This window comes from Clostridium merdae (assembly GCF_900176635.1).
GTDB lineage: Bacteria > Bacillota > Clostridia > Oscillospirales > Acutalibacteraceae > Faecalispora > Faecalispora merdae.
Genome location: NZ_FXLN01000004.1, coordinates 234556 through 255559 on the forward strand (window position 1 = coordinate 234556; position 21004 = coordinate 255559).

Consider the following 21004-nt stretch of genomic DNA (forward strand, 5'->3'; position numbering starts at 1 on the left):
CTCGGTAAATAAGTTATTTATCCCTTGGAAGAAACTTCAACTGGTTCTGACTCAGGAAGAGACTCTCTTTTTTCATTCCAGCAGTCAGTATCGTGAATTCCAATACTGGGAGCGTAAAAATAGATGTGTTCCTTGCCCTGTTTTTTCTGTGACTCGTAGTCCTTTAACACCTTAATGGCTGTGTTAGCCAGAATCATCAAAGCGGGGAAGTTAAATAAAACCATAATGGCCATTGTGAAATCTGCTACGTTCCAAGCTAGCTCTGCAGTCATCAAACAGCCAATGCAAACCGCAGCTACAATACTCAAACGGAACAGTGTGGAGGGGGCACGGTGCCAAATGTAATACACATTGGTCTCTACATAATACACATTGCCAATGATGGTGCCAAACGCAAAGAAGAAGACCGAAATAGAAACAAACCAAAGACCGAATGCACCAAACTGTGATTCAACCGCTGCCTGTACCAAAGGCATAGCGTAGCTGCCGTCTTTTCCGTCCCAAGAAACGCCGGGGCATAGAATGAGAAGTGCAGTTGCCGTGCAGAGAATAAGGGTATCAATATGTACTGCCAGCATTTGAACCAACCCTTGCTTTGCGGGGTGCGTGTCGTCTACGGTACCAGCAGCGTTGGGCGCACTACCCATACCGGCTTCATTTGAATACAAACCACGGCGCAGGCCAATAGAGATTGCTGTGCCGGAGAATCCTCCACTAACGGATTCAAAGTTAAAAGCCATAGAAAAAATTTGGCCGAATACATGGGGGAGTCTCTGTATGTTCAAGACAATAACCGCTAAGCTTACGAGCAAGAAGCCAACAGCCATAATTGGAACAATTACTTCAGAGACCTTGGCGATGATTTTTTGGCCGCCGAATACTGCGTAGGCAGTGAGAAGAGTCATAATAATGGCGGAGCCATAGGCTACCCACGGAGAGTTCCCAAAATTGCGCTGCAGAGAAGCAGTTACAGCATTCGCTTGCAGCATTTGGAAGCCATAGGAGAAGGTGATAATCAAAGAGATTGCAAAGACCACACCCACCCAGCGGCGTTTGAATATTTTTACTAGGTAGTACGAGGGGCCTCCTTGAAAGCCGCCCTCCGGTGTTCTTACTTTGTAAAGCTGTGCTAACGTGCTTTCTACAAAGGCAGAGGCGCCGCCCAAAGCCGCTGTCATCCACATCCAGAAGATGGCACCCGGGCCACCCAAAATTAGCGCTGAGGCTACACCGGTAATGTTACCAACGCCCAAACGCGAGGCGCAGGATACCATTAGTGCCTGAAAGCCGGATACTGATTCTTTGTTATCGTTATCCTGAAATAAAAGGCGAATTCCTTCTCCCGCCATACGAAATTGAACGATGCGAGTGCGTATGGAAAAGTAAATGCCCGTAAAGAGAAGTAAAACCAGCAGAACGCTGCCGTACAAAAAGCCATTGGTTGTGTTCAGTAGTTGATTCAGTTGTTCCGCAAAAAAACTCATATTATTACCCCTTTAATTTACACCGCAGTGTATGTTTTGCTTGCAAAAGAATGCAGATTTAATTTACTGGAGAGATACTCCAGCATGTGTGTTCCTCCTATACTGTTTCCCTTTTGGTTCAGAACCGGCCCATAGGTCGCGATTCCCATGCCTTGCTCGGTTGTCGCTACAATTCCACCTCCTACACCGCTTTTGGATGGGATTCCTGCCTTGACTGCGAATTCGCCAGATTCATCGTACATACCGCAGGTTAGCATTAATGTTTTTACAATGCGTACAATCCATTCCTCCAGCATTTGTGTTCCCGTAATGGGGTCTAGACCATCGTTTGCCAAAATTAACGCGTACCGGGCTAAATCCACTGTTGTAACCTCTACGGAGCACATGTGAAAATATTGGTCCAATACCTGTTCGGGCTCTCCCTCCAGTATTTGGTCACTTTGCAGTAGGTACGCAATGGAACGGTTTCTCATTCCGGTTCGTTTTTCAGAAAGGTAAACCGATTCGTTTAACGCAATGGTATTGTTAAAACAAAGCTGACGAACAAGCGCGAGGAATTCCTCAAATGGGTCTTGCGCCTTGATGCAGCTAACGGTTACAATTGCCCCGGCGTTAATCATGGGATTAAACGGAGGGAGCTGCTTGGTTTCAAGCTGAACAATGCTGTCAAAACAATCTCCGGTTGGCTCCATGCCCACCTTACTAAAGACCGTTTCGTAGCCTGCTGTTTTTAGAGCTAGTATGAGCGAAAAGGTTTTTGCAATGCTTTGCATGGTAAACGGAACCTGAAAATCACCTGCTTGGTAAGTGCTGCCATCCGGGAGCATCAGGCAGATTCCCAAATGCGAGGGGTCTGCTTTGGCAAGCTCCGGAATATAATTGGCAACTTTTCCGCTTGGGAGATATTTTTTGCCGTAAATCAATGCATCTTGTAAAATGGAATCCACTGATTGTATCATCAACATAAAATTACCCCTTGACTGAACTGTTTTTTATGGAATATTATTATAGTAGCACAACTGGGTAATTTTGGGTAATTGTTAATCATGATAGTGCCTATCGCGAATTCCTATAAGTAAGAATACATAAGTGCTATCTTTTTATGATATCTTTACAATAGAATGCGAATAAAGTGTATAATAAACACATGAATCGACATAATTGTTATTATTATTACATGATTTTCTATCAAATAATTAATTTTAAAGAATATTTGTTTTATTATAATAAGTAATGAGGTTTAAGAAGGAGGAGCTTTTGATGGAAATAAAGTATTTAAAATACTTTCAAGCTGTTGCGGCCTATGGCTCCATCAATCAGGCGGCTAAGGTGATGTATGTATCTCAGCCACACCTCAGCCACATTATAAAAGAGGTGGAGGAGGAGGCTGGCTTTGAGCTATTTCAGCGTACCAAACAAGGGTGTGTGCTTACAAAAAACGGGAAAGAATACTTAAAGCACTGCGAGGTAATCTTAAAAGAAATTGAAAACCTGAAAAAGCTAACGAATGAGATTCAGGCGGACAAGAGTATAATGAGCATTTCTATGACGAAGTTTTCGCATACGGCGGAGTGCTTTAATCGCGTTTGTTGCCGCTATTGGGATTTAGAGCATTATTCTTACCGATTAAATGAAGACTCCACCATGAATGTAATTGAAGATGTTATTAATGGTAGCTCGAATGTAGGTGTTATTCACTTTGCGTCTCATGATGAAAGCATGATGCAAAAGCTATTTGAAGACAAAGAGTTGGAGTACCGGCCGTTGGCAATGTTTTTGCCCTATGTTTGTATCTCAAGTGACCACAAGTTGCTTGACGGTAACCGAAGTATCAATATTACCGAGCTAAAGAATTACGGTTTTGTGCGCTACTTAGGGCAATTTGAGGATTTTATTTACCATATCACCACTGAAAATCTCCACCTGGATTTAAACGATTCTTCTCGCATTGTGTATGTAAATGACCGTGCCGAGCAGATGAATCTAATCTCTACCGGTGGCTTTTATACCATTGGTATTTCTGCCTTTTCTGACCAAAACTCCTTGTATGGAGTGGTGTCTGTTCCGCTTATGAACTGTTCCGAGCAAATACTGTTTGGTATTATTACAAAGCGCAATACAAAGCTTACCGAGGTTGAACAGGAGTTTATAAACGAAGTAACGGAGAGCTACCATAAGCTGCAAATGAGGGAGAACCAAACCATTGGCTCCTCTCTTGCGGCAGACTAAACAGCTTTTTTGTTTCTTAATAAAAGTATTAAAACGGTAAATAAGACGGAAATGACTAACATAATAGAAATAATTTGAGGGTATTCCCGAATGACACCAATACTGAAATTTGCTTTCAAAGAGCATTTATGGTAAACTAAAACCATAACAATGTAAGTAAGCATATGGAAAGTACCTTTGTGGAAAATGAGTGCTTTTCCAAGTGAGAAGCTGGCTTTCAGCTTCGTACTCTTCGGGAGGTGTTACAATGGAGGCATATTATCCCTTTATTTGGCTAGCAGTAATTGTAGGTGCAGCCATTTTAGAGGCTGTAACGGTTCAATTGGTTTCTATTTGGATGGTTGTAGGCGGTATTGCTGCGCTTATCGCAAACCTTTTGGGCGCGCCCATTTGGATTCAAACCGGTACGTTTGCAATTGTAACTACGCTTACACTTGCAATTACCCGCCCCTTAGTTAAAAAATTGCTCAACAGTAAACGGGTAGATACCAATGCTGGCCGCTATATTGGCAAATCTGGTATTGTAATCAGCGAAATAAATAATGAAAAAGGTGTAGGCCAGGTTACCGTAATGGGTAGTGTTTGGTCTGCTCGTTCCGAAAGAGGAGAGCTAATTCCAGAAGGAAGTAGTATTCAGGTGCTGCGTATTGAAGGCGTAAAGCTGATTGTAGTGCCCGAAGTATAAATGCTATATTTTAGAGGAGGTTACCCTATGGGATGGATTGTTTTTGCAACGCTCATTTTAATTGTTCTTATTGTTATTATTTCTAACATTAAGATTGTGCCGCAGGCACATTCCTATGTTTTGGAGCGTCTTGGTGCCTACCACGCAACGTGGGAAACCGGTTTGCATGTGAAGATTCCGTTTTTGGATCGTATCTCAAAGAAAGTATCTTTAAAAGAACAGGTAATTGATTTCCCCCCGCAACCCGTTATTACAAAAGATAACGTAACGATGCAGATAGATACCGTGGTCTATTTTCAGATTACAGACCCCAAGCTTTACACCTATGGCGTAGAGCGCCCAATTTCTGCAATTGAAAACCTGAGTGCCACCACTTTGCGTAATATTATTGGTGAGCTGGAGCTGGATACCACACTGACCTCTCGTGATGTCATCAATACGAAAATTCGTGTTGTTCTGGATGAAGCTACGGACGCTTGGGGTATTAAGGTAAACCGTGTGGAGCTTAAGAACATTTTGCCGCCGCCTGCCATTCAGGACTCCATGGAGAAGCAGATGAAGGCAGAGCGTGACCGCCGTGCCATTATCTTGGATGCAGAAGGCCAGAAGCGCAGCGCGATTTTGATTGCAGAAGGCCAGAAGGAAGCGGTTATTCTTGCGGCGGATGCGCAGAAGCAGGCTCATATTCTGGAGGCAGAAGGTGAGGCGAAGGCGATTCTTTCAGTTCAGGAAGCATTGGCAGACAGCCTGAAGCTGTTAAATGCCGCAGCTCCCAGTGACCGTGTTATTGCACTTAAGGGGCTGGAGGCGTTTGAAAAAGCGGCTGACGGTAAGGCAACTAAGATTATTATTCCTTCCGAAATTCAAGGTTTGGCCGGTCTTGCAACTTCTATGAAAGAACTTTTCACTAGCGATCCGCAGAGTGAAAAATAAGACCGCGCAAAATAGACAAAATAGCTGGTAATTCAAAAGAAAAGCTCATGATAACCTTACGAACTTATGATTTTTGAAGCTGCGTCTATTGCATTTTACTTCTTTTTAACCTAAACTGAAGGAGATGGATTACTCAGGAGAGACCGGAGGGAAAGGCATGAAATCGGTTCTGTTGATTTTCACCAGTCTGAAAAAATATGCCGGACAAAACCGGGCTTCTGATTAAACAGGGCAGACTGCACCCATTTGGGTGTGGTCTGCTTTTTGCTTTTTATTCTGGCAGTTGAGGCATCAAGTATTATGATTTGAAAAAAGGAGTGCTGTTTCATGTCAAGTGGAAAAAAAGTTGCAGTTATTATGGGCAGTGACAGTGATTTTGCGGTTGTTTCCGCCGCGATTAAGCGGCTCAAAGCATATGAGGTACCTACTGAGGTGCATGTTATGTCGGCGCACCGAACACCGCTGATGGCGGCGGAGTTCGCAACAAATGCGAGAGCAGAGGGCTTTGGCGTTATTATTGCTGCGGCAGGCAAGGCGGCGCATCTTGCAGGTGTGCTTGCGGCACACACTACACTCCCGGTAATTGGGATTCCGATTAAGTGTTCCACGCTCGATGGTCTTGACGCTCTGCTTGCTACCGTGCAAATGCCCAGTGGTGTGCCGGTTGCAACGGTTGCAATAGACGGAGCAGACAATGCGGCTTTGCTGGCAATTCAAATGCTTTCTCTTTCGGATGATGGATTGGCCGAAAAGCTCGAGCAGATGAAGCAAAAAATGGCGGAGGAAGTTTCTAAGAAAGACGATGCCATTCAAGCGGCTGTAAATGCTCTGTAAATCAATTTGTTAGGATATTTAAAGTAGGGGGAAGGGTATGAAAAGTTTTAGCGAAAGCTATAAAGCAGCGGGGGTAGACGTAACCGCTGGGTACCGTGCGGTAGAGTTGATGAAAAGCCATGTTGCCAGAACAACCACACCCGGTGTTTTGTCTGGTTTGGGTGGTTTTGGTGGGCTGTTTTGCCCCGATTTAACCGGGATGAAGGAGCCTGTGCTTGTATCAGGCACGGATGGTGTAGGAACAAAGCTGCGACTTGCTTTTTTAATGGATCGCCACGACACCATTGGCATTGACTGTGTTGCCATGTGTGTAAACGACGTTATCTGCGGAGGCGCGCAGCCACTGTTTTTTCTCGATTACCTCGCAGTGGGAAAAAATCAGCCGGAGAAAATTGAGAAAATTGTTGCCGGTGTGGCTGAGGGCTGTGTGCAGTCTGGTTGTGCATTGGTTGGCGGCGAAACAGCAGAAATGCCCGGTTTTTACCCCGAGGATGAATACGATTTGGCCGGCTTCTGCGTTGGAATGGTGGACCGTTCGAAGATTATTGACGGCTCGCAGATGCAGGCCGGAGATGTTATTTTGGGTCTTGCCTCCTCAGGTGTGCATTCCAATGGCTTCTCTCTAGTGCGTAAAGTTTTCCGTTTGGATTCCGGCAATGTAGAACGCCACGTAGAAGAGCTTGGCAGAACACTGGGAGAAGAGCTTCTCACTCCTACGAAGATTTATGTAAAATCTGTGCTGAATCTGCAAAAGAACTGTAACGTAAAAGCGGTTTCACACATCACAGGCGGCGGCTTCTATGAAAATATACCGCGTATGATGAAAGAGGGAATGACCGCCAAAATCGAGAAAGCCGCGTTGCCTTCTCTGCCGATTTTCCATTTGTTGCAATCCGTTGGCAATATTCCGGAGCACGATATGTATAATACCTTTAATATGGGTGTTGGCATGTGCATCGTTGTTTCTCGTGAAGAAGCGGATAAGGCTGCCGCCTTACTGCGTGAAGCGGGCGAAACAGTATATGTAATCGGTCAGGTGGAGCAGGGCACGGAGGGCGTTGTTCTATGCTGAATATTGTGGTGCTGGTTTCCGGCGGAGGAACCAACCTGCAGGCTTTAATAGATGCCGAACGCCGGGGAGAAATCCCCGGTGGGCGGCTTTCGTGCGTCATTTCCAGCAGAGCAGATGCATATGCCCTTACCCGCGCAGAGCAGGCAGGCATAGCCGGTGAGGTTCTGCGCCGGGGCGATTTTGAAAACCAGCCCGCTTATGACCACGCCCTTTTGGTGCTCTTAGAGCGCTATGAGGCAGATTTGGTAGTGCTCGCCGGCTTTATGACAATCATTGGGGATGAGGTAATTGGCCGTTACCGCAACCGGATAATGAATATTCACCCCTCCTTGATTCCATCATTTTGCGGGGAGGGCTACTTTGGTCAGCGTGTTCACCGCGCTGCTTTGGAGCGTGGCGTGCGTGTAACAGGAGCAACCGTTCACTTTGTAAATGAGGTGTGCGATGGCGGGCCGATTATTCTTCAGCAAGCAGTCGAGATTCAGGACGATGACACTCCAGAAACACTGCAAAAGCGGGTGATGGAGCAAGCAGAATGGAACATTCTGCCCCGCGCAGTGGCAATGTTCTGTGATGGCCGACTTTCCGTTGTCGGTAATCGTGTAATGCAAATAAATAAGGAACAACGGGAGGATGCCGAATGACAACCAAAACGATAGAACAGGCCCTTATGGGCAATGGATACCCCGGGCGCGGTATTATTCTTGGCAAATCACCACAGGGTACACATGCGCTGATTGCCTATTTTATTATGGGGCGCAGTGAAAACAGCCGCAACCGCGTGTTCGTGCGCGACGGCGACGGGCTGCGTACACAGGCCTTTGACCCATCGAAGCTGTCTGACCCGTCACTTATTATTTATTCCCCGGTGCGCGTGATTGGCTCTGAGGTGATTGTAACGAACGGCGATCAAACCGATACCGTGTATGAGTACCTGCGCCGTGGCGAAACCTTTGAGGATGCACTGAGAAGCCGCACCTTTGAACCGGATGAGCCAAATTTTACACCTCGTATTTCAGGTTGGATGAATGCTAGTACCGAGTTTGCCTATCGTTTGTCTATCCTAAAAAGTGCTGGCGGTAACCCATCTTCGGCTCAGCGCATGTTCTTTGAATATGAAACTCCGGCGAGCGGACAAGGGCACCTCATACATACCTACCGCTGCGACGGCAGCCCCATTCCGTCCTTTCAGGGTGAACCGGTTTGTGTTCATATACCGCAGGAGCTCGAGGAGTTTACCCAGCAGGTTTGGAACTCTCTCAATGTAGAAAATCGGGTTTCGTTATTTACCCGCCGCATTCGTCTTTCGAACGGCGAAACAGAATCCCGTATTATCAATAAGAATCAATAAGGGGAGGAGACAAAAATGGAATTGATGCTCAAATATGGCTGTAACCCCAACCAAACACCCTCTCGTATTTACCGTGAGGATGGCGGAGAGCTGCCGGTTACGGTTCTCAATGGCAGACCGGGTTATATTAATTTTTTGGATGCGCTCAATAGCTGGCAGCTCGTGAAAGAGTTGAAAGCGGCAACGGGTCTTCCTGCGGCAGCATCGTTTAAGCATGTTAGCCCCGCGGGTGCGGCGGTCGCTGTGCCAATGTCTCCCGAACTGAAAAAAAGCTGCTTTGTAGATGACTTAGAGCTTTCTCCGCTCGCATGTGCGTATGCCAGAGCGCGCGGCGCAGACCGGATGTCCTCTTATGGGGATTGGGTTGCTCTTTCCGATGAATGCGATGCGCAGACTGCCCAGCTCATCTCCCGTGAGGTTTCGGACGGTGTGATTGCTCCCAATTATTCGGCAGAAGCATTAGAGATTCTAAAGACAAAGCGCAAGGGCAATTACAGTGTGATACAGATAAATCCAGATTACGTTCCTGCTCCTGTTGAGCACAAGGATGTATTTGGAATCACCTTTGAGCAAGGGCGTAATAACGCAGTCATTGATGATGCTTTGCTCACAAACTTTGCTACCGATTGCAAGGAGTTTACACCGGAAGCAAAGCGTGACCTCTTGGTGGCTTTAATCACCCTAAAATATACGCAGTCAAACTCCGTGTGCTATGCCAAGGATGGACAGGCTATTGGCGTGGGAGCTGGGCAGCAGTCTCGTATTCACTGCACCCGCTTGGCTGGTAATAAGGCAGATTTGTGGCATTTGCGCCAGCACCCGCAGGTGCTTGGTTTGCCCTTCCGTGCAGATATTCGCCGACCCGACCGAGACAATACCATCGATGTTTACCTTTCGGACGACGCGGAGGATGTATTGGCAGACGGCATTTGGCAGCAATTCTTCACCGAATGCCCCGCGCCCCTAACCCGTGAGGAGAAGCGCCGCTACCTTTCCGGTATTACCGGTGTGTCGCTTGGCTCCGACGCATTCTTCCCGTTTGGAGATAATATTGAGCGCGCTCACCGCAGTGGCGTTTCGTTTATTGTGCAGCCCGGCGGGTCCATTCGAGACGACAATGTTATTGAAACCTGCAATAAGTATGGCATTGCCATGGTATTTACCGGCTTGCGGTTATTCCACCACTAATTGATCCCAAGACCCAAACAACATGGGTTCCCCCTCACCCGGTAGGGGAATACTCCAATGGCGAATTGCCATGAGTTTAAAACAGGAGCGTGTGAAACTATGAAGGTACTGGTAATTGGCGGCGGCGGTCGCGAGCATGCGTTGGTGCGCAAGCTAAAAGAGAGCCCCAAGCTTACAAAAATTTGGTGTGCACCCGGCAATGGCGGTATTGCGCATGATGCAGAGTGTGTGGATATAAAGGTAACGGATATTCCCGGAGTTGTCGAGTTCGCGAAAGCAAATCAGGTAGATTTGGTGGTTGTTGCACCGGATGACCCGCTTGCAGCCGGAATGGTAGACGCGCTTGAAGCAGTTGGAATTCGTGCGTTTGGCCCCCATCAGGCGGCAGCACAAATTGAGGCAAGCAAGGTGTTCTCCAAAAACCTGATGCAGAAATACAACATTCCTACGGCGGGGTACCAGGTGTTTACCGAGCCGGAAGCCGCACTTTCGGAGATTCGCCGTGAAAACAGCTACCCGGTTGTAATTAAAGCGGACGGGCTTGCTCTTGGCAAGGGTGTTGTCATTGCGCAGGATTATGCCGAAGCCGAACAGGCAGTTCGCTCTATGATGGAGGAAAAAATTTTTGGGGATTCCGGCAGTCGCATTGTGCTCGAAGAGTTCCTTACCGGGCCGGAGGTTTCGGTTCTGGCATTTACGGACGGCAAATGCGTACGGCCAATGGTGTCTTCCAAAGACCATAAGCGCGCCTTAGACAACGACAAGGGCGCTAATACCGGTGGCATGGGTACCATTAGCCCGAATCCGTTTTACGATGACGAAACTGCTCGCGTGTGCATGGAGACCATTTTCCTGCCGACCATCGAGGCGATGAACGCAGAGGGACATCCCTTTAAAGGCTGCTTGTATTTTGGCCTGATGCTCACTCCCAAGGGTCCGCGTGTGATTGAGTACAATGCACGCTTTGGTGATCCGGAAACGCAGGTTGTTTTACCTCGCCTGAAGAGCGATTTGCTTGATATTATGGAAGCGGTAATCGATGAGCGTTTGGAGCAGCAAGAGATTGAGTGGTCTGATCAGGCGGCTGCCTGTGTGGTAATGGCTTCTGGCGGTTACCCTGCACAGTACCAAAAAGGGATGGTAATCAGCGGGCTGAATAAAGAGGCTCAAGTAGAGGGTGCAACCGTATACCATGCCGGTACAGCGCTTCGTGGAAATGAGCTTGTAACAAACGGCGGCCGTGTACTGGGTGTGACCGCTACAGGTAGTACCTTGGAAGAGGCATTGGAGAAAGCATATAAAGCGGTTTCCAGAATTCATTTTGAAGGTGCCCATTACCGCCGTGATATTGGTAAAATTGAAAAGGCCTAAAGCCAGCGCGTGACAGAGCGTGCTAATTTAGACAAAAAAAGCCGCCGGGAGCATTCCCGGCGGTTTCAAACGTTTCATTGCATTTGAGTGTACGGATAGGTACAATTTAGGTTATTCTGAGAGAGCCCTTTGAAGCCAAGCATCGGCAATATCCATTGCCAGATAAAGCCCCTCTTTTTCACTGGATTTAACAATTTGCTTGCGGGCGCGAATGTCGGGGTTGGTATACATCAACTGAATGCCGACTTTATCGGCAACATCCATATCCAGCACGCGTTTTTTGCTCTTGATTTCTAATTTTACCACATACTTATCTTTCATGCTTCCATAATAAAGCACATCTCCGCAGCGAACCAGAGGCTTTCCGCGGTAGGTGGGGAAATTTGTGGTGTTCTCTTTTCCGTTTTCGTTACTCAAACTGACAACCTCCCATCATTCATATTGTGAACTAAAATTATAGCATAGACAGGTCTAGAAGTAAAGTGAATTCCCTGCTGACACTGCCAAAAAAAGGTAACTTGTAGTTTGGGAATGCCCTTATTTCTTTTAGCGAGTTTAAAAGTAAACGTCTGCCAGGAGTGTATACATGCAAACAATTGATAGCGATTTAAAAGAAAATAAAATGGGAACAGCATCGGTAGGAGGGCTTATTGCCGGTATGGCTGTGCCCGCCATGTTCTCTATGATGGTTCAGGCCCTTTACAATATTGTTGATAGCTACTTCGTTGCGAAAATCAGTGAGGAAGCCCTGAATGCAGTGTCGCTGGCATTTCCCATTCAGACCCTGCTTGTAGCCTTTGGTATTGGTACCGCTGTTGGTATTAACTCACTTGTTTCACGCCGCTTGGGGGAAGGCCGCAGGGAGGAAGCAAGCAGTGCAGCAACGCACGGTATTTTACTTGCTTTTGTAAACTGGATTATTTTTGCGTTATTTGGTCTCTTTTTTGCCCGGCAATTTATTTCAGGATTTTCAACAGACCCAACGGTAATTGAAGATGGAACAAGGTTTGTTCAAATCATTTGTATTTTTTCCTTCGGAGTGTTTATTGAATTCAATGTAGAAAAAACGTTGCAGGCTACCGGCAATATGATTTACCCCATGGTGTTCCAATTGATTGGGGCATTAACCAGCTTGATTTTAGACCCGATTTTCATCTTTGGCTGGTTTGGTGTTCCTGCAATGGGGGTACCCGGTGCGGCAATTGCAAACGTAATTGCGCAGTGCATTGCCATGACAGTATCCTTGACCGTTTTGTTGAAGAAAAAACACGAAGTAAAGGTTAGCTTCCGCAATTTTCACTTCAATTTTAAAATAGTACGAGATATTTACGCCGTAGGTATCCCCACAATTATTATGCAGTCTATTGCATCGGTCATGGTAATGGGGATGAACCTCATTCTTGTTCGGTTTACGGATACAGCAGTAACGCTGTTTGGCATTTATTTTAAGCTGCAATCGTTTGTGTTTATGCCAGTATTCGGTCTTATGCAGGGAATGATGCCAATTTTAGGCTATAACTATGGAGCGAAAAAGCAAGATAGAATGGTAAAAGCCATTCGCATTGGCCTGGTGGTAAGCTCGCTGATTATGGCTGCGGGTGTATTCCTTTTCTGGGTGTACCCAAAGCAGCTGCTCCTTATCTTTGAGGCATCCCCTGAAATGATACACATTGGTGTTCCTGCCCTACGCATTATTAGTCTTTGCTTCATTCCTGCCGCCATTGGCATTACATTTAGTACGGTATTCCAGGCTTTGGGAAAAGGAATATACAGCCTTGCGATTTCTTTGCTGCGCCAAATGATTGTGCTGCTACCCGCTGCTTATTTATTGGCACATCTTTCGTTGGAATCCGTTTGGTATTCGTTCCCAATCGCAGAGGTGTTTTCACTAGCGGCAAGCTTGCTGATGTTCCGCTATGTTTATGTAGGGCATATTCGTACTCTTATAGAACCAAAATCCGTTATGCCAGAATGGGCTTCGGATGGAAGAAATCTGTAAAACTGAATAAACTGAATAATATTTAAAAGAGCCTTGTTTCTATAAAAGAAACAAGGCTCTTTTGCAAGCAATTGGTAAGGCTGTAGTTTATTATTCGTTGGTAAAGAACAGACTTCGTTTTATATCAAATAAAATATTCTATGGTCTTCGTCGGAGTTTTCTGTGTTTCAGTATTGAAGAATAGTATCGCCTCTCTGGTATCGATGGGACCAAGTGCATAGGGGCCTTTTCCAGAATTGTTTAAAAGAGCATTGGCTACACGGCGATTTTGGCTAAAAGGCATGTCCGTAATTATCTCAATGCCATCTACTTGAAAGGGCTTTTTACGGTAGTAAGGGTCAAATAGAGAAATACTATCTTTATTATCGGCTGTTAAAAGTACATAATGCCAGTAGCCATATCGCAGCCGAACAACCACTGCACCGCCTTGCTGAAGAGCAGAAACAATTTTGCTATTCTGGTGAATACACACTTCGTGCCCAGTCAGGTAATCACAATGGATGGGAAATTTCTTTACCTTACCAAACTGGTTCAGCCAGTCGCTTAAAAACATCATAGCCATTCGTGATGTGCCGTTTTTGCCGAATTCTCCTTTACCATTGTAGGAGTCCAAGCAGTAAAGCATAATATGTTTTATGATATCCGGCGGGATTTCTTCCCGCCGGAATAAGTAGCTAAGGGCGTTGAGTAGTGTGGTAGGCCCGCAATCGTATTCCGTGGTTTGGTAATTCAGCGGATTTTTCATAAATAGGGTTCTCTCAATCTTCTAGAGTTACTAGCAGTTGCGTTAGCTCGGCCAGCTGAATCAATTCGTTTACAGGTGCGTATTCATTGAGCGAATGGCACTGGTACATTGCGCTGGACACGACTAACCCCGTGATTCCATTTTCGGCAAACACATTGTTGTCACTGCCCCCAAACGTTTTTTCCAAGACAGGAGTCACATTTAGTTTTAGGCAAGCATTCTCAAAAAGACTTACGATGGGATGATTACTAGCGACCTCATAGGCACGGCAAGCAAAGCTTTCTTCAAATTCTACCTTTGCGCCTATTTCAGCGGCGGAAGTCTCAAATTGTTTGTGTACCTCTTTTGCCAGAGAGAGTGCTCTTTCATGGGAGTAGCTTCGAATTTCACCGGTGACTGCGCAGAGATCGGGAATCACATTATTCCCACTTCCACCATGCACGGTGCCAATATTCAGGGTAGTTTCAGAATCAACTTGCCCAAGCTTAAGCTTGGCAATCGCTTTGGAGGCCGCTTGTATTGCATGTATCCCCATCTGGGGTGCAAAGCCAGCATGAGAAGCCAGCCCGTGAATCGCTACATTAAAGAAGAGAATTGTTGGTGCTTTCGAGGCAGCAACGCCAGTAGGGCCGGAATAATCGAGCACAAAGGCTTCTTTGGAGTGAAGCTTAGAAAAATCAAAATGCTTTGAGCCTTTGCAGTAAATTTCTTCTGCGATTGTAAATAGAATCTCTATGGGGCGGTGCTTCAGATTTTGTTCCTGAATCACGCGGAGCGTTTCTAAAATAGCGGCAATTCCGGAACAGTCGTCTGCACCAAGAATGGTACTTCCATCACTGTGAAAAACGCCGTCCTCTAAAATTGCTTTCTTCCCCATGGAGGGTTCAACGGTATCCATATGAGCACAAAGAAGAATCGGAGGCAAGCTGCTTTCGCCTTCTAAAAACGCATATAGATTTCCACAGTTACCGCCTAATTGTTTTCCTACGTCATCCTCTTGTACAGTAAGACCTAAAGTAGTTAACTCACGCGTCAGGTAATCGGCCATTTGCCGTTCCCCTAGAGAAGGACTGTTAATATGTATGAGCTGAGTAAATTGCTGAATTAAGCGTTCTTTGTTTGTTCGCATGGTCACACCTCGTTTTTATATTGGCTATTGCAGTATTTGAGTTTTATACTGAGTTCAATATTCTCGAAAATACTGAAGAAAACACAATATCATATAAATCATGTATGTTTTAAATCATAGTGGGTCACTCTGCTTTTGTCAACCTAAAATATTAAATCCTTTTATAAAATTAAAACTGAAAAAGCATTTTACAGCAGAAAAGTTTAAAATTTTTGTGCAAAAATTCTTAAAAACCATTATTATCGTTAACTTTTTATATCTTATTCACATAATTTTTGAAAATTCATTTGCAATATTTGTATAAAACTGTTATTATCATACTATAAAAAATACACGCCTTACTGTTTTTTATATGAGGTAAAAAACAAGACAAATTTGCCTGGAAGGGGTCGTCATTCCAGTGAATCTAATTATTCAATATCTTGTGCTGAATTGTTATGCTCTTATTATATTGCTTTTTGTATTTCGAAATGTGTATCGTCAAGACCGCCAGTATTACCCAGACCAACGGCTTTTTCTATCCATCATCTGTTCCGTAGGCGTTATGATTATATTGGATACGTTAATGTGGCTTTTTGATGGAAGGCCTGGGCTAACGTATCGCTTCTTGTCGATGGCGGTAATGGTAATATATAATTCACTTAACCCAATTATCTGTTTGCTTTGGTTTCTATATGTGGATTTTTATATATATGGCAGTTGGCCTCACATTCAAAAATTACTTCCATATTTGTTAATTCCGATTGCTTTAAATTTTATTTTATCCTTTATCAGTATTTTCGGTAATATCTACTTTGTTTTTGATGGTTACAATGCGTATCACCGGGGAAAGTACGTCATTATTCTATTAGTCATCTGTATTATTTATGTTTTGATTACCTGCTTGCTGTTATTTGTAAATCGCAAACGATTAAATGATAAGGAATATATCAGCTTATTTCTATTCGGTTTTTTCCCTGGGGTCGGTGCATTGATTCAGTTCGTATTGCCGAGCGGCGTTTTGATATGGGCCTGCACCACACTGTCAATATTGTTGCTGTATATTAACATTCAAAACGACCAACTAAGAACAGACTATTTAACCGGGCTATTCAATCGGCGTTATTTAGACCATTACCTTGCTGTAAAAGTAAAAAGCAGAGATAAACATTTTTTAGCGGGTTTAATGATTGATTTGGACTTCTTTAAAAATATTAATGATGTATATGGGCACGACAGCGGCGATCAAGCACTTCGTTATGTGGCAAAAATTCTACGGAAAACCTTCCGTCGTCGCGATTTTATATCGCGCTATGGCGGCGATGAATTTGTTATTGTACTAGAAATCTTAAACCGGGGAGAAATGAACGATTTACTCAAGCGGCTGTACCAAAATGTGGATTTATTTAATGAAAAGAAATTGGTACCTTATAAAATTAGCCTCACAATTGGCTCGGAGTGTTTTTCCAAGAATGACCAATTAACTGCATCAACTTTTTTAACAAAAATAGACCATCTTATGTATATGAACAAGCAAAAACGTTGTTAAAGCAAATACATTAAAAAGAAGAGACAAAGGCAGTGGATTATAGTATTCCACTGCCTATATCTCTTCTTTTTTTGCTAGAATCTATTTTATATTTAGCGTAGCAAGTGCTTCATCGCTTTTTGTAAAGCCAAAATGAGGGGAGTGCCAATCAGCATAATTCCTACACATTTAATTACAGTAGAGGTTGAAATAAGACCAAGAATTAAATGAAGCGCAGGGGTACCGGTCTTTTCAAGGATTTGCGCTGCATATAACAGGTACAGCATGGCATAAACACCAAAGGTGTTTGTTAGATTTCCAATTGCCAAGCTAACAGTAACGGAGAGTGTATCTTTTCCACGGAAAGCTGGCAACAGCTTTTGCAGCCCTTGATAGCAGTAATATGTAGTGACCGGAATAAGAACACGGGGAAGAATGGAAACCAACGGGTTTACAAAAAAGGGGTCTAAAATAGATACTGGTGAAGTTAAGGCGATGAATAGGGTGCATGCGCCAAACGCAAAGCCAACAATAAGTCCTTCGGTTAGGCCAAAGAGGATTGCGGTTATGAGAATTGGCATATGGGCGATTGTAATGCGAATCATGGGGAGTGTGATGACTCCCAGTGGTGTGTTGAGCAGAATGACGGTTAGGGCAATCATCATTCCCATCAACGTAAGCCGTAGTGCGCTAAAGGATGGTTGGGATAGGGCTTTGGTACTTGTTTGCATTTTTTTCTCCTTACTGCCGCTCCTTAGGGGATGCGGCGCAAAAATTTGCGCGAAATGCGCTTATCATATGGAAAGAGTGAGTTTTAAGCTGCCGTTCCGGTGGATACGGCGCCTAATTCAGCACAGCTTTCGGAGCCATTGTAACGCAGAGTATATGAGTGTAACATCCTTATAAGAATTAAAAGCAGATATTTTGTCTAAAATAGGACAAAATAACAAAAAAGCGCAAGAACCACTTGAAAGTCGTGGTAACTCGCGCTTTTAAACGTAAACATAATCTTATTCAGGCAAAGGCTTTTGATCAAAATAACTTTTCAGTACCACCGCAGTTTGCGACATACCAAAGGCTCGAATTTTTGCCAATTGGCTTTCCAGCTCTTCTGAATCGGTAACATGAATTTTTAGCAGTGCATTGTAAGGCCCTATGATATGGTGGTGTTCCGTAATGGCAGGGTTCTCCTGTGTAAAAGTGCAAAACTTTGCATATGTGTCCGGTGGAACGTTTATCATAATATAGGCAGAAAGCTTTTTGCCTGCCGCTGCAAAATCCAATTTGGCACGAAAGGCACGAATTGCACCGGAATCGCGCAGCTGTGCTATGCGTTCCGAAACAGCGGGCGCAGTTAAGCCAACTTGGCGCCCAATTTCACGCATAGGTGTTTTGCAGTCCACCTGCAAAATATTCATTATTTTTATATCCGTTTGGTCCATGGAACCCGGCTCCTTTTTCGCGCAAACATTTTGTTAAGTGCAAAACGCACTTTACCGAACAAATTTAAGCAAATGGATTATACCACAAAACGAGTTGGCTGTACAGATTCTCATTTTTAATGCTATAATTAATACAAGTTCAGAAGAGCTTACAAAAATAACAACTGAAATTTGGAACGATTAACAGGAGGAACACTAAAATGCAGCAACGTTTAAACCTTCCCATTACCGGAATATGCTCATTTGGCAAATACCCCATATGCACTGATCTTGAGCAGCTAGATGCAGACATTGCTGTTATGGGTGCACCTGTTGATTTCGCTGTAGGGTATATGAGCGGCGCCCGGTTAGGCCCGCGCCGTATTCGAGAGGCTTCTACTCAGTATAGCCGCGGCGAAGTAGGTTATTACGATTTTGAACACGATTGCCAGCGGTTGGCCGCCCCCTTAAAGATTGTGGATTGCGGCGACGCAGATATTCTGCAAGCAGACCCGCAGCATACTTTCGACGCTATTGTAGACGGTGTGCGTGGAATTGTCAAGCGCGGAGCAGTGCCGATTATACTTGGCGGCGACCATTCAATAAGTGCGCCGGTAGGTAAAGCACTCGAAGAGCTTGGCGAAGAAATTTGCGTAGTGCAGTTTGACGCGCACTTAGACTGGAACGACCATGTAGGCCCACTGCGTTTAGGTAACGGCAGCCCAATGCGCCGTTTGTCTGAAATGAAGCACATTGGCCCTATGATTCAGATTGGTCTGCGTGGAATTGGTAGCAGTAAAAAAACAGATTTCGAGGATGCTAAGGCTTATGGCAGTGTTTTGATTTCTTCTCGCGAAGCCAATAATATTGGTGTAGAAGGCATTCTTGCCAGAGTACCGAAAGCAAAAAATTATTATATAACCGTTGACATTGATGGTTTCGATATGTCGATTGCTCCAGGCGTGGCGTCGCCGTATCCCGGCGGCCTACTGTTTGACCAGGTGTGTGACATCATTTCCGGGGTGGCCAAAATGGGCCGTATCGTCGCGGCAGATTTGGTAGAAATCGCTCCTTCGTTTGACCCTTCCGGAATTACAGTTCGTCTCGGCGCACTTATGATGCTGCACACCATGGGTCAAATTGAAGAGCAGATTAAGAAAAGCCGCGAAAACGAATAATTTAATTTAGCGTACAAGAACTTTTTACCATAAACCATAAAATAACTCACAGAAAAAGGCAGCCAGCAGACCAGCGGGGCTGCCTTTTTCTGTCTAAAATTATATTGTTTTTTCTATGTAGTACTCAAAAGGTGAGTATTAAAACGGTTACTCTGCCTTAAAGCAGCTTTTTGCTCATAACAGAATGTGGTTACACACTAATAATATAAGCAATGAGATAAAAGTTTTTTTCACAAGATAGAGCTGCTTCCAAGACCTGAATGTAATACGAAAAGTACCTGGGCGTTGGCTCAAGTAGAAATAGCTTTACACTCTATATATAAAAAACCACCGGTTTTACCGGCAGTTTAAAAATGCAGCAGGGGAGGGTTACCTTACATTTTTCTGGAATTGATTTTGGATATAAAGGAGGAGCAACATCATTAGCATTCTTTGGCGGGTATTCCGGCCGCCAAAAAAACTAGGAAAATGTTGCTCCATGGCAGAAGTCAAGCACCAATTTGTGCATGAACGTATTAGCAAATTTAGAAAGTTTAAGTTAAAGAGATTTAGAGAAAAAGTTCGGCGGAGCTTCAGGCAGATTGTCACTCCGCCGAGTTTTTCACTTTATAGGAGAGGGTTACCGTTTATGGACGATCTCGCCGTTTTTCATAACGGTTTCGACCAGGTTAATAGCAGTGTGGTAGGGCATGAAATGAATAGAAGGGTATTTTAGAACAATAATATCAGCCTGTTTGCCGGGCTCAATGCTACCGATTCGGTCTGCTCTGTCTACTGCGGCTGCGCCGTTTATAGTAAGAGCGGTAATGACCTCTTCAATGGATAAGCCCATGTAAATGCAGGCAAGAGCAACCATTAGGGGAATCGAGTTTGTAAAGCAGCTACCAGGGTTCAGGTCGCTGCCCAAAGCAACTGCTGCGCCCTCATCAATCATTTTGCGAGCTTTTGCGTAAGGCTCTTTGAGGCAAAATGCAGTACAGGGTAAAACATTGCAAATTACGCCGGCCTTTGCCATATCGGCAATGCCTTTGTCGGAGCTTTGCAGAAGATGCTCAGCAGAAACTGCACCCATCTCGGCGGCAAGCTCTGCGCCACCAAGCTGAACAATTTCATCGGCATGAATCTTGAGCTTAAAGCCCATCTTCTTCGCCTCAGTCATATAGTAGCGGGAATCTTCCACAGAGAAAACATTCTGCTCTGTAAAAATATCCGCAAATTCAGCCAGGTTTTCTTCTTTCACCAAAGGCATTACTTCATGAAGCAGGAAGTCGATGAAGTCACGCTCACGGCCTTTGTATTCCGGCAGAACACTGTGAGGACCCATAAAAGTGGAGACTACGTCCACACAATGTGTGCGGTTCAGCTCTTTCATAGCACGAAGCTGTTTAATCTCCGTGTCTTTGTCAAGGCCGTATCCGCTTTTACCTTCTACGGTGGTTACACCAAACTCTAGCATACCGTTAAGCCGATCACGGCCAACTTCAACGAGTTCTTCCAGTGTAGCCGCGCGGGTTTTCGAAACAGACGCATTAATTCCGCCGCCGCGTTCCATAATGGACATGTAGCTGTCGCCCTTTAGGCGCCACGAAAATTCATCCGCGCGGTAACCGCCAAAAACAAAGTGCGTGTGAGAATCCACAAATCCGGGCAAAACCGTTTTGCCTGTTGCGTCGATGATTTCGTAGTCAACTCCGCTAAATTGTTGCTTAAGCTGCTCCGTAGTACCAACAGCAACAATCTTGTCGCCATCGATGAATACAGCGCCGTCATGAATGATTCCGACGTCGGACATATCTTTGCCGTATTTCGGTCCTTTTCCAGCGCAAGTGACCAGCTCTGCAGCATGGCAGATCAGTTTTTTGCTCATGATTGGTTCCT

Annotated in this window: 20 protein-coding genes; 12 read left to right on the plus strand and 8 right to left on the minus strand. The window is 44.9% G+C overall.

What is annotated here, in order from left to right; all coding sequences use genetic code 11:
* Positions 1-17: 17 nt before the first annotated feature.
* The gene (locus CAN90_RS06555) at positions 18-1484 is read right to left on the minus strand and encodes an alanine/glycine:cation symporter family protein (protein ID WP_085833046.1); all 1467 of its coding nucleotides are present in this window, start codon (positions 1482-1484) and stop codon (positions 18-20) included.
* A gap of 17 nt (positions 1485-1501) precedes the next feature.
* Entirely contained in the window at positions 1502-2431 is a 930-nt protein-coding gene (gene glsA, locus CAN90_RS06560) for a glutaminase A (protein ID WP_423236548.1), read from the minus strand.
* A 313-nt stretch (positions 2432-2744) separates the two neighbouring features.
* Here glsA and CAN90_RS06565 point away from each other — a divergent pair, with 313 nt between their 5' ends.
* The 9 genes from CAN90_RS06565 to purD all read left to right on the plus strand — a co-directional run bounded on the left by CAN90_RS06565 (position 2745) and on the right by purD (position 11147).
* Positions 2745-3713: a LysR family transcriptional regulator gene (locus tag CAN90_RS06565; RefSeq protein WP_085833047.1), complete on the plus strand. Its 969-nt coding sequence runs from the start codon at positions 2745-2747 to the stop codon at positions 3711-3713.
* 247 nt (positions 3714-3960) lie between these two features.
* Complete coding sequence (locus CAN90_RS06570; protein WP_085833048.1) at positions 3961-4398, plus strand: NfeD family protein; 438 nt, start codon at positions 3961-3963, stop codon at positions 4396-4398.
* A gap of 27 nt (positions 4399-4425) precedes the next feature.
* The gene (locus CAN90_RS06575) at positions 4426-5331 is read left to right on the plus strand and encodes an SPFH domain-containing protein (RefSeq protein ID WP_085833049.1); all 906 of its coding nucleotides are present in this window, start codon (positions 4426-4428) and stop codon (positions 5329-5331) included.
* Between the two features lie 327 nt (positions 5332-5658).
* Positions 5659-6165, plus strand: a complete 507-nt coding sequence (purE, locus tag CAN90_RS06580; protein WP_085833050.1) for a 5-(carboxyamino)imidazole ribonucleotide mutase — start codon at positions 5659-5661, stop codon at positions 6163-6165.
* Positions 6166-6202: 37 nt separating this feature from the next.
* A complete protein-coding gene (gene purM, locus CAN90_RS06585) occupies positions 6203-7237 on the plus strand; it encodes a phosphoribosylformylglycinamidine cyclo-ligase (RefSeq protein ID WP_085833051.1) in 1035 nt (344 codons plus the stop codon).
* The gene (gene purN / locus CAN90_RS06590) at positions 7231-7881 is read left to right on the plus strand and encodes a phosphoribosylglycinamide formyltransferase (protein WP_085833052.1); all 651 of its coding nucleotides are present in this window, start codon (positions 7231-7233) and stop codon (positions 7879-7881) included. The genes purM and purN overlap by 7 nt, the downstream gene beginning before the upstream one ends.
* Positions 7878-8588 carry an IMP cyclohydrolase gene (locus CAN90_RS06595; protein WP_085833053.1) on the plus strand — a complete coding sequence of 237 codons (711 nt, stop codon included), beginning with the start codon at positions 7878-7880 and terminating at the stop codon, positions 8586-8588. The genes purN and CAN90_RS06595 overlap by 4 nt, the downstream gene beginning before the upstream one ends.
* A 15-nt stretch (positions 8589-8603) precedes the next feature.
* On the plus strand, positions 8604-9776 hold the full coding sequence (locus tag CAN90_RS06600) for a phosphoribosylaminoimidazolecarboxamide formyltransferase (RefSeq protein ID WP_085833054.1): 1173 nt from the start codon (positions 8604-8606) through the stop codon (positions 9774-9776).
* Positions 9777-9875: 99 nt separating this feature from the next.
* The gene (gene purD, locus CAN90_RS06605) at positions 9876-11147 is read left to right on the plus strand and encodes a phosphoribosylamine--glycine ligase (protein WP_085833055.1); all 1272 of its coding nucleotides are present in this window, start codon (positions 9876-9878) and stop codon (positions 11145-11147) included.
* A 111-nt stretch (positions 11148-11258) separates the two neighbouring features.
* On the opposite strand, the gene CAN90_RS06610 is transcribed toward purD, so the two are convergent.
* Positions 11259-11564: a hypothetical protein gene (locus CAN90_RS06610; RefSeq protein WP_085833056.1), complete on the minus strand. Its 306-nt coding sequence runs from the start codon at positions 11562-11564 to the stop codon at positions 11259-11261.
* Positions 11565-11733: 169 nt separating this feature from the next.
* On the opposite strand from CAN90_RS06610, the gene CAN90_RS06615 reads away from it, so the two are divergent.
* Positions 11734-13146, plus strand: coding sequence for an MATE family efflux transporter (locus CAN90_RS06615; RefSeq protein ID WP_085833057.1), 1413 nt, complete (start codon positions 11734-11736; stop codon positions 13144-13146).
* Between the two features lie 124 nt (positions 13147-13270).
* On the opposite strand, the gene CAN90_RS06620 is transcribed toward CAN90_RS06615, so the two are convergent.
* Positions 13271-13891: a peptidase C39 gene (locus tag CAN90_RS06620; RefSeq protein ID WP_085833058.1), complete on the minus strand. Its 621-nt coding sequence runs from the start codon at positions 13889-13891 to the stop codon at positions 13271-13273.
* A gap of 13 nt (positions 13892-13904) precedes the next feature.
* The gene (locus CAN90_RS06625) at positions 13905-15020 is read right to left on the minus strand and encodes a M20/M25/M40 family metallo-hydrolase (protein ID WP_085833059.1); all 1116 of its coding nucleotides are present in this window, start codon (positions 15018-15020) and stop codon (positions 13905-13907) included.
* Between the two features lie 400 nt (positions 15021-15420).
* On the opposite strand from CAN90_RS06625, the gene CAN90_RS06630 reads away from it, so the two are divergent.
* Positions 15421-16548, plus strand: coding sequence for a GGDEF domain-containing protein (locus CAN90_RS06630; RefSeq protein ID WP_143750806.1), 1128 nt, complete (start codon positions 15421-15423; stop codon positions 16546-16548).
* Between the two features lie 92 nt (positions 16549-16640).
* Here the strand turns inward: CAN90_RS06630 and CAN90_RS06635 are convergent, their stop codons facing one another.
* Positions 16641-17258: an ECF transporter S component gene (locus CAN90_RS06635; RefSeq protein ID WP_085833060.1), complete on the minus strand. Its 618-nt coding sequence runs from the start codon at positions 17256-17258 to the stop codon at positions 16641-16643.
* A gap of 279 nt (positions 17259-17537) precedes the next feature.
* Positions 17538-17969 carry an Lrp/AsnC family transcriptional regulator gene (locus tag CAN90_RS06640; protein ID WP_085833061.1) on the minus strand — a complete coding sequence of 144 codons (432 nt, stop codon included), beginning with the start codon at positions 17967-17969 and terminating at the stop codon, positions 17538-17540.
* Between the two features lie 200 nt (positions 17970-18169).
* On the opposite strand from CAN90_RS06640, the gene CAN90_RS06645 reads away from it, so the two are divergent.
* On the plus strand, positions 18170-19126 hold the full coding sequence (locus CAN90_RS06645; RefSeq protein ID WP_085833062.1) for an agmatinase: 957 nt from the start codon (positions 18170-18172) through the stop codon (positions 19124-19126).
* A 619-nt stretch (positions 19127-19745) separates the two neighbouring features.
* On the opposite strand, the gene hutI is transcribed toward CAN90_RS06645, so the two are convergent.
* The gene (hutI, locus tag CAN90_RS06650) at positions 19746-20993 is read right to left on the minus strand and encodes an imidazolonepropionase (RefSeq protein ID WP_085833063.1); all 1248 of its coding nucleotides are present in this window, start codon (positions 20991-20993) and stop codon (positions 19746-19748) included.
* Positions 20994-21004 lie beyond the last annotated feature (11 nt).

Excerpts from the sequence above, each read along its gene's own strand:
- CAN90_RS06595 (WP_085833053.1), top strand. The coding sequence starts at position 7,878 with ATGACAACCAAAACGATAGAACAGGCCCTTATGGGCAATGGATACCCC.
- CAN90_RS06600 (WP_085833054.1), top strand. The coding sequence starts at position 8,604 with ATGGAATTGATGCTCAAATATGGCTGTAACCCCAACCAAACACCCTCT.
- purE (WP_085833050.1), top strand. The coding sequence starts at position 5,659 with ATGTCAAGTGGAAAAAAAGTTGCAGTTATTATGGGCAGTGACAGTGAT.
- hutI (WP_085833063.1), bottom strand. The coding sequence starts at position 20,993 with ATGAGCAAAAAACTGATCTGCCATGCTGCAGAGCTGGTCACTTGCGCT.
- CAN90_RS06625 (WP_085833059.1), bottom strand. The coding sequence starts at position 15,020 with ATGCGAACAAACAAAGAACGCTTAATTCAGCAATTTACTCAGCTCATA.
- CAN90_RS06575 (WP_085833049.1), top strand. The coding sequence starts at position 4,426 with ATGGGATGGATTGTTTTTGCAACGCTCATTTTAATTGTTCTTATTGTT.
- purD (WP_085833055.1), top strand. The coding sequence starts at position 9,876 with ATGAAGGTACTGGTAATTGGCGGCGGCGGTCGCGAGCATGCGTTGGTG.
- purN (WP_085833052.1), top strand. The coding sequence starts at position 7,231 with ATGCTGAATATTGTGGTGCTGGTTTCCGGCGGAGGAACCAACCTGCAG.
- CAN90_RS06620 (WP_085833058.1), bottom strand. The coding sequence starts at position 13,891 with ATGAAAAATCCGCTGAATTACCAAACCACGGAATACGATTGCGGGCCT.
- CAN90_RS06645 (WP_085833062.1), top strand. The coding sequence starts at position 18,170 with ATGCAGCAACGTTTAAACCTTCCCATTACCGGAATATGCTCATTTGGC.
- CAN90_RS06565 (WP_085833047.1), top strand. The coding sequence starts at position 2,745 with ATGGAAATAAAGTATTTAAAATACTTTCAAGCTGTTGCGGCCTATGGC.
- CAN90_RS06635 (WP_085833060.1), bottom strand. The coding sequence starts at position 17,258 with ATGCAAACAAGTACCAAAGCCCTATCCCAACCATCCTTTAGCGCACTA.
- CAN90_RS06555 (WP_085833046.1), bottom strand. The coding sequence starts at position 1,484 with ATGAGTTTTTTTGCGGAACAACTGAATCAACTACTGAACACAACCAAT.
- CAN90_RS06570 (WP_085833048.1), top strand. The coding sequence starts at position 3,961 with ATGGAGGCATATTATCCCTTTATTTGGCTAGCAGTAATTGTAGGTGCA.
- purM (WP_085833051.1), top strand. The coding sequence starts at position 6,203 with ATGAAAAGTTTTAGCGAAAGCTATAAAGCAGCGGGGGTAGACGTAACC.
- CAN90_RS06640 (WP_085833061.1), bottom strand. The coding sequence starts at position 17,969 with ATGGACCAAACGGATATAAAAATAATGAATATTTTGCAGGTGGACTGC.
- CAN90_RS06615 (WP_085833057.1), top strand. The coding sequence starts at position 11,734 with ATGCAAACAATTGATAGCGATTTAAAAGAAAATAAAATGGGAACAGCA.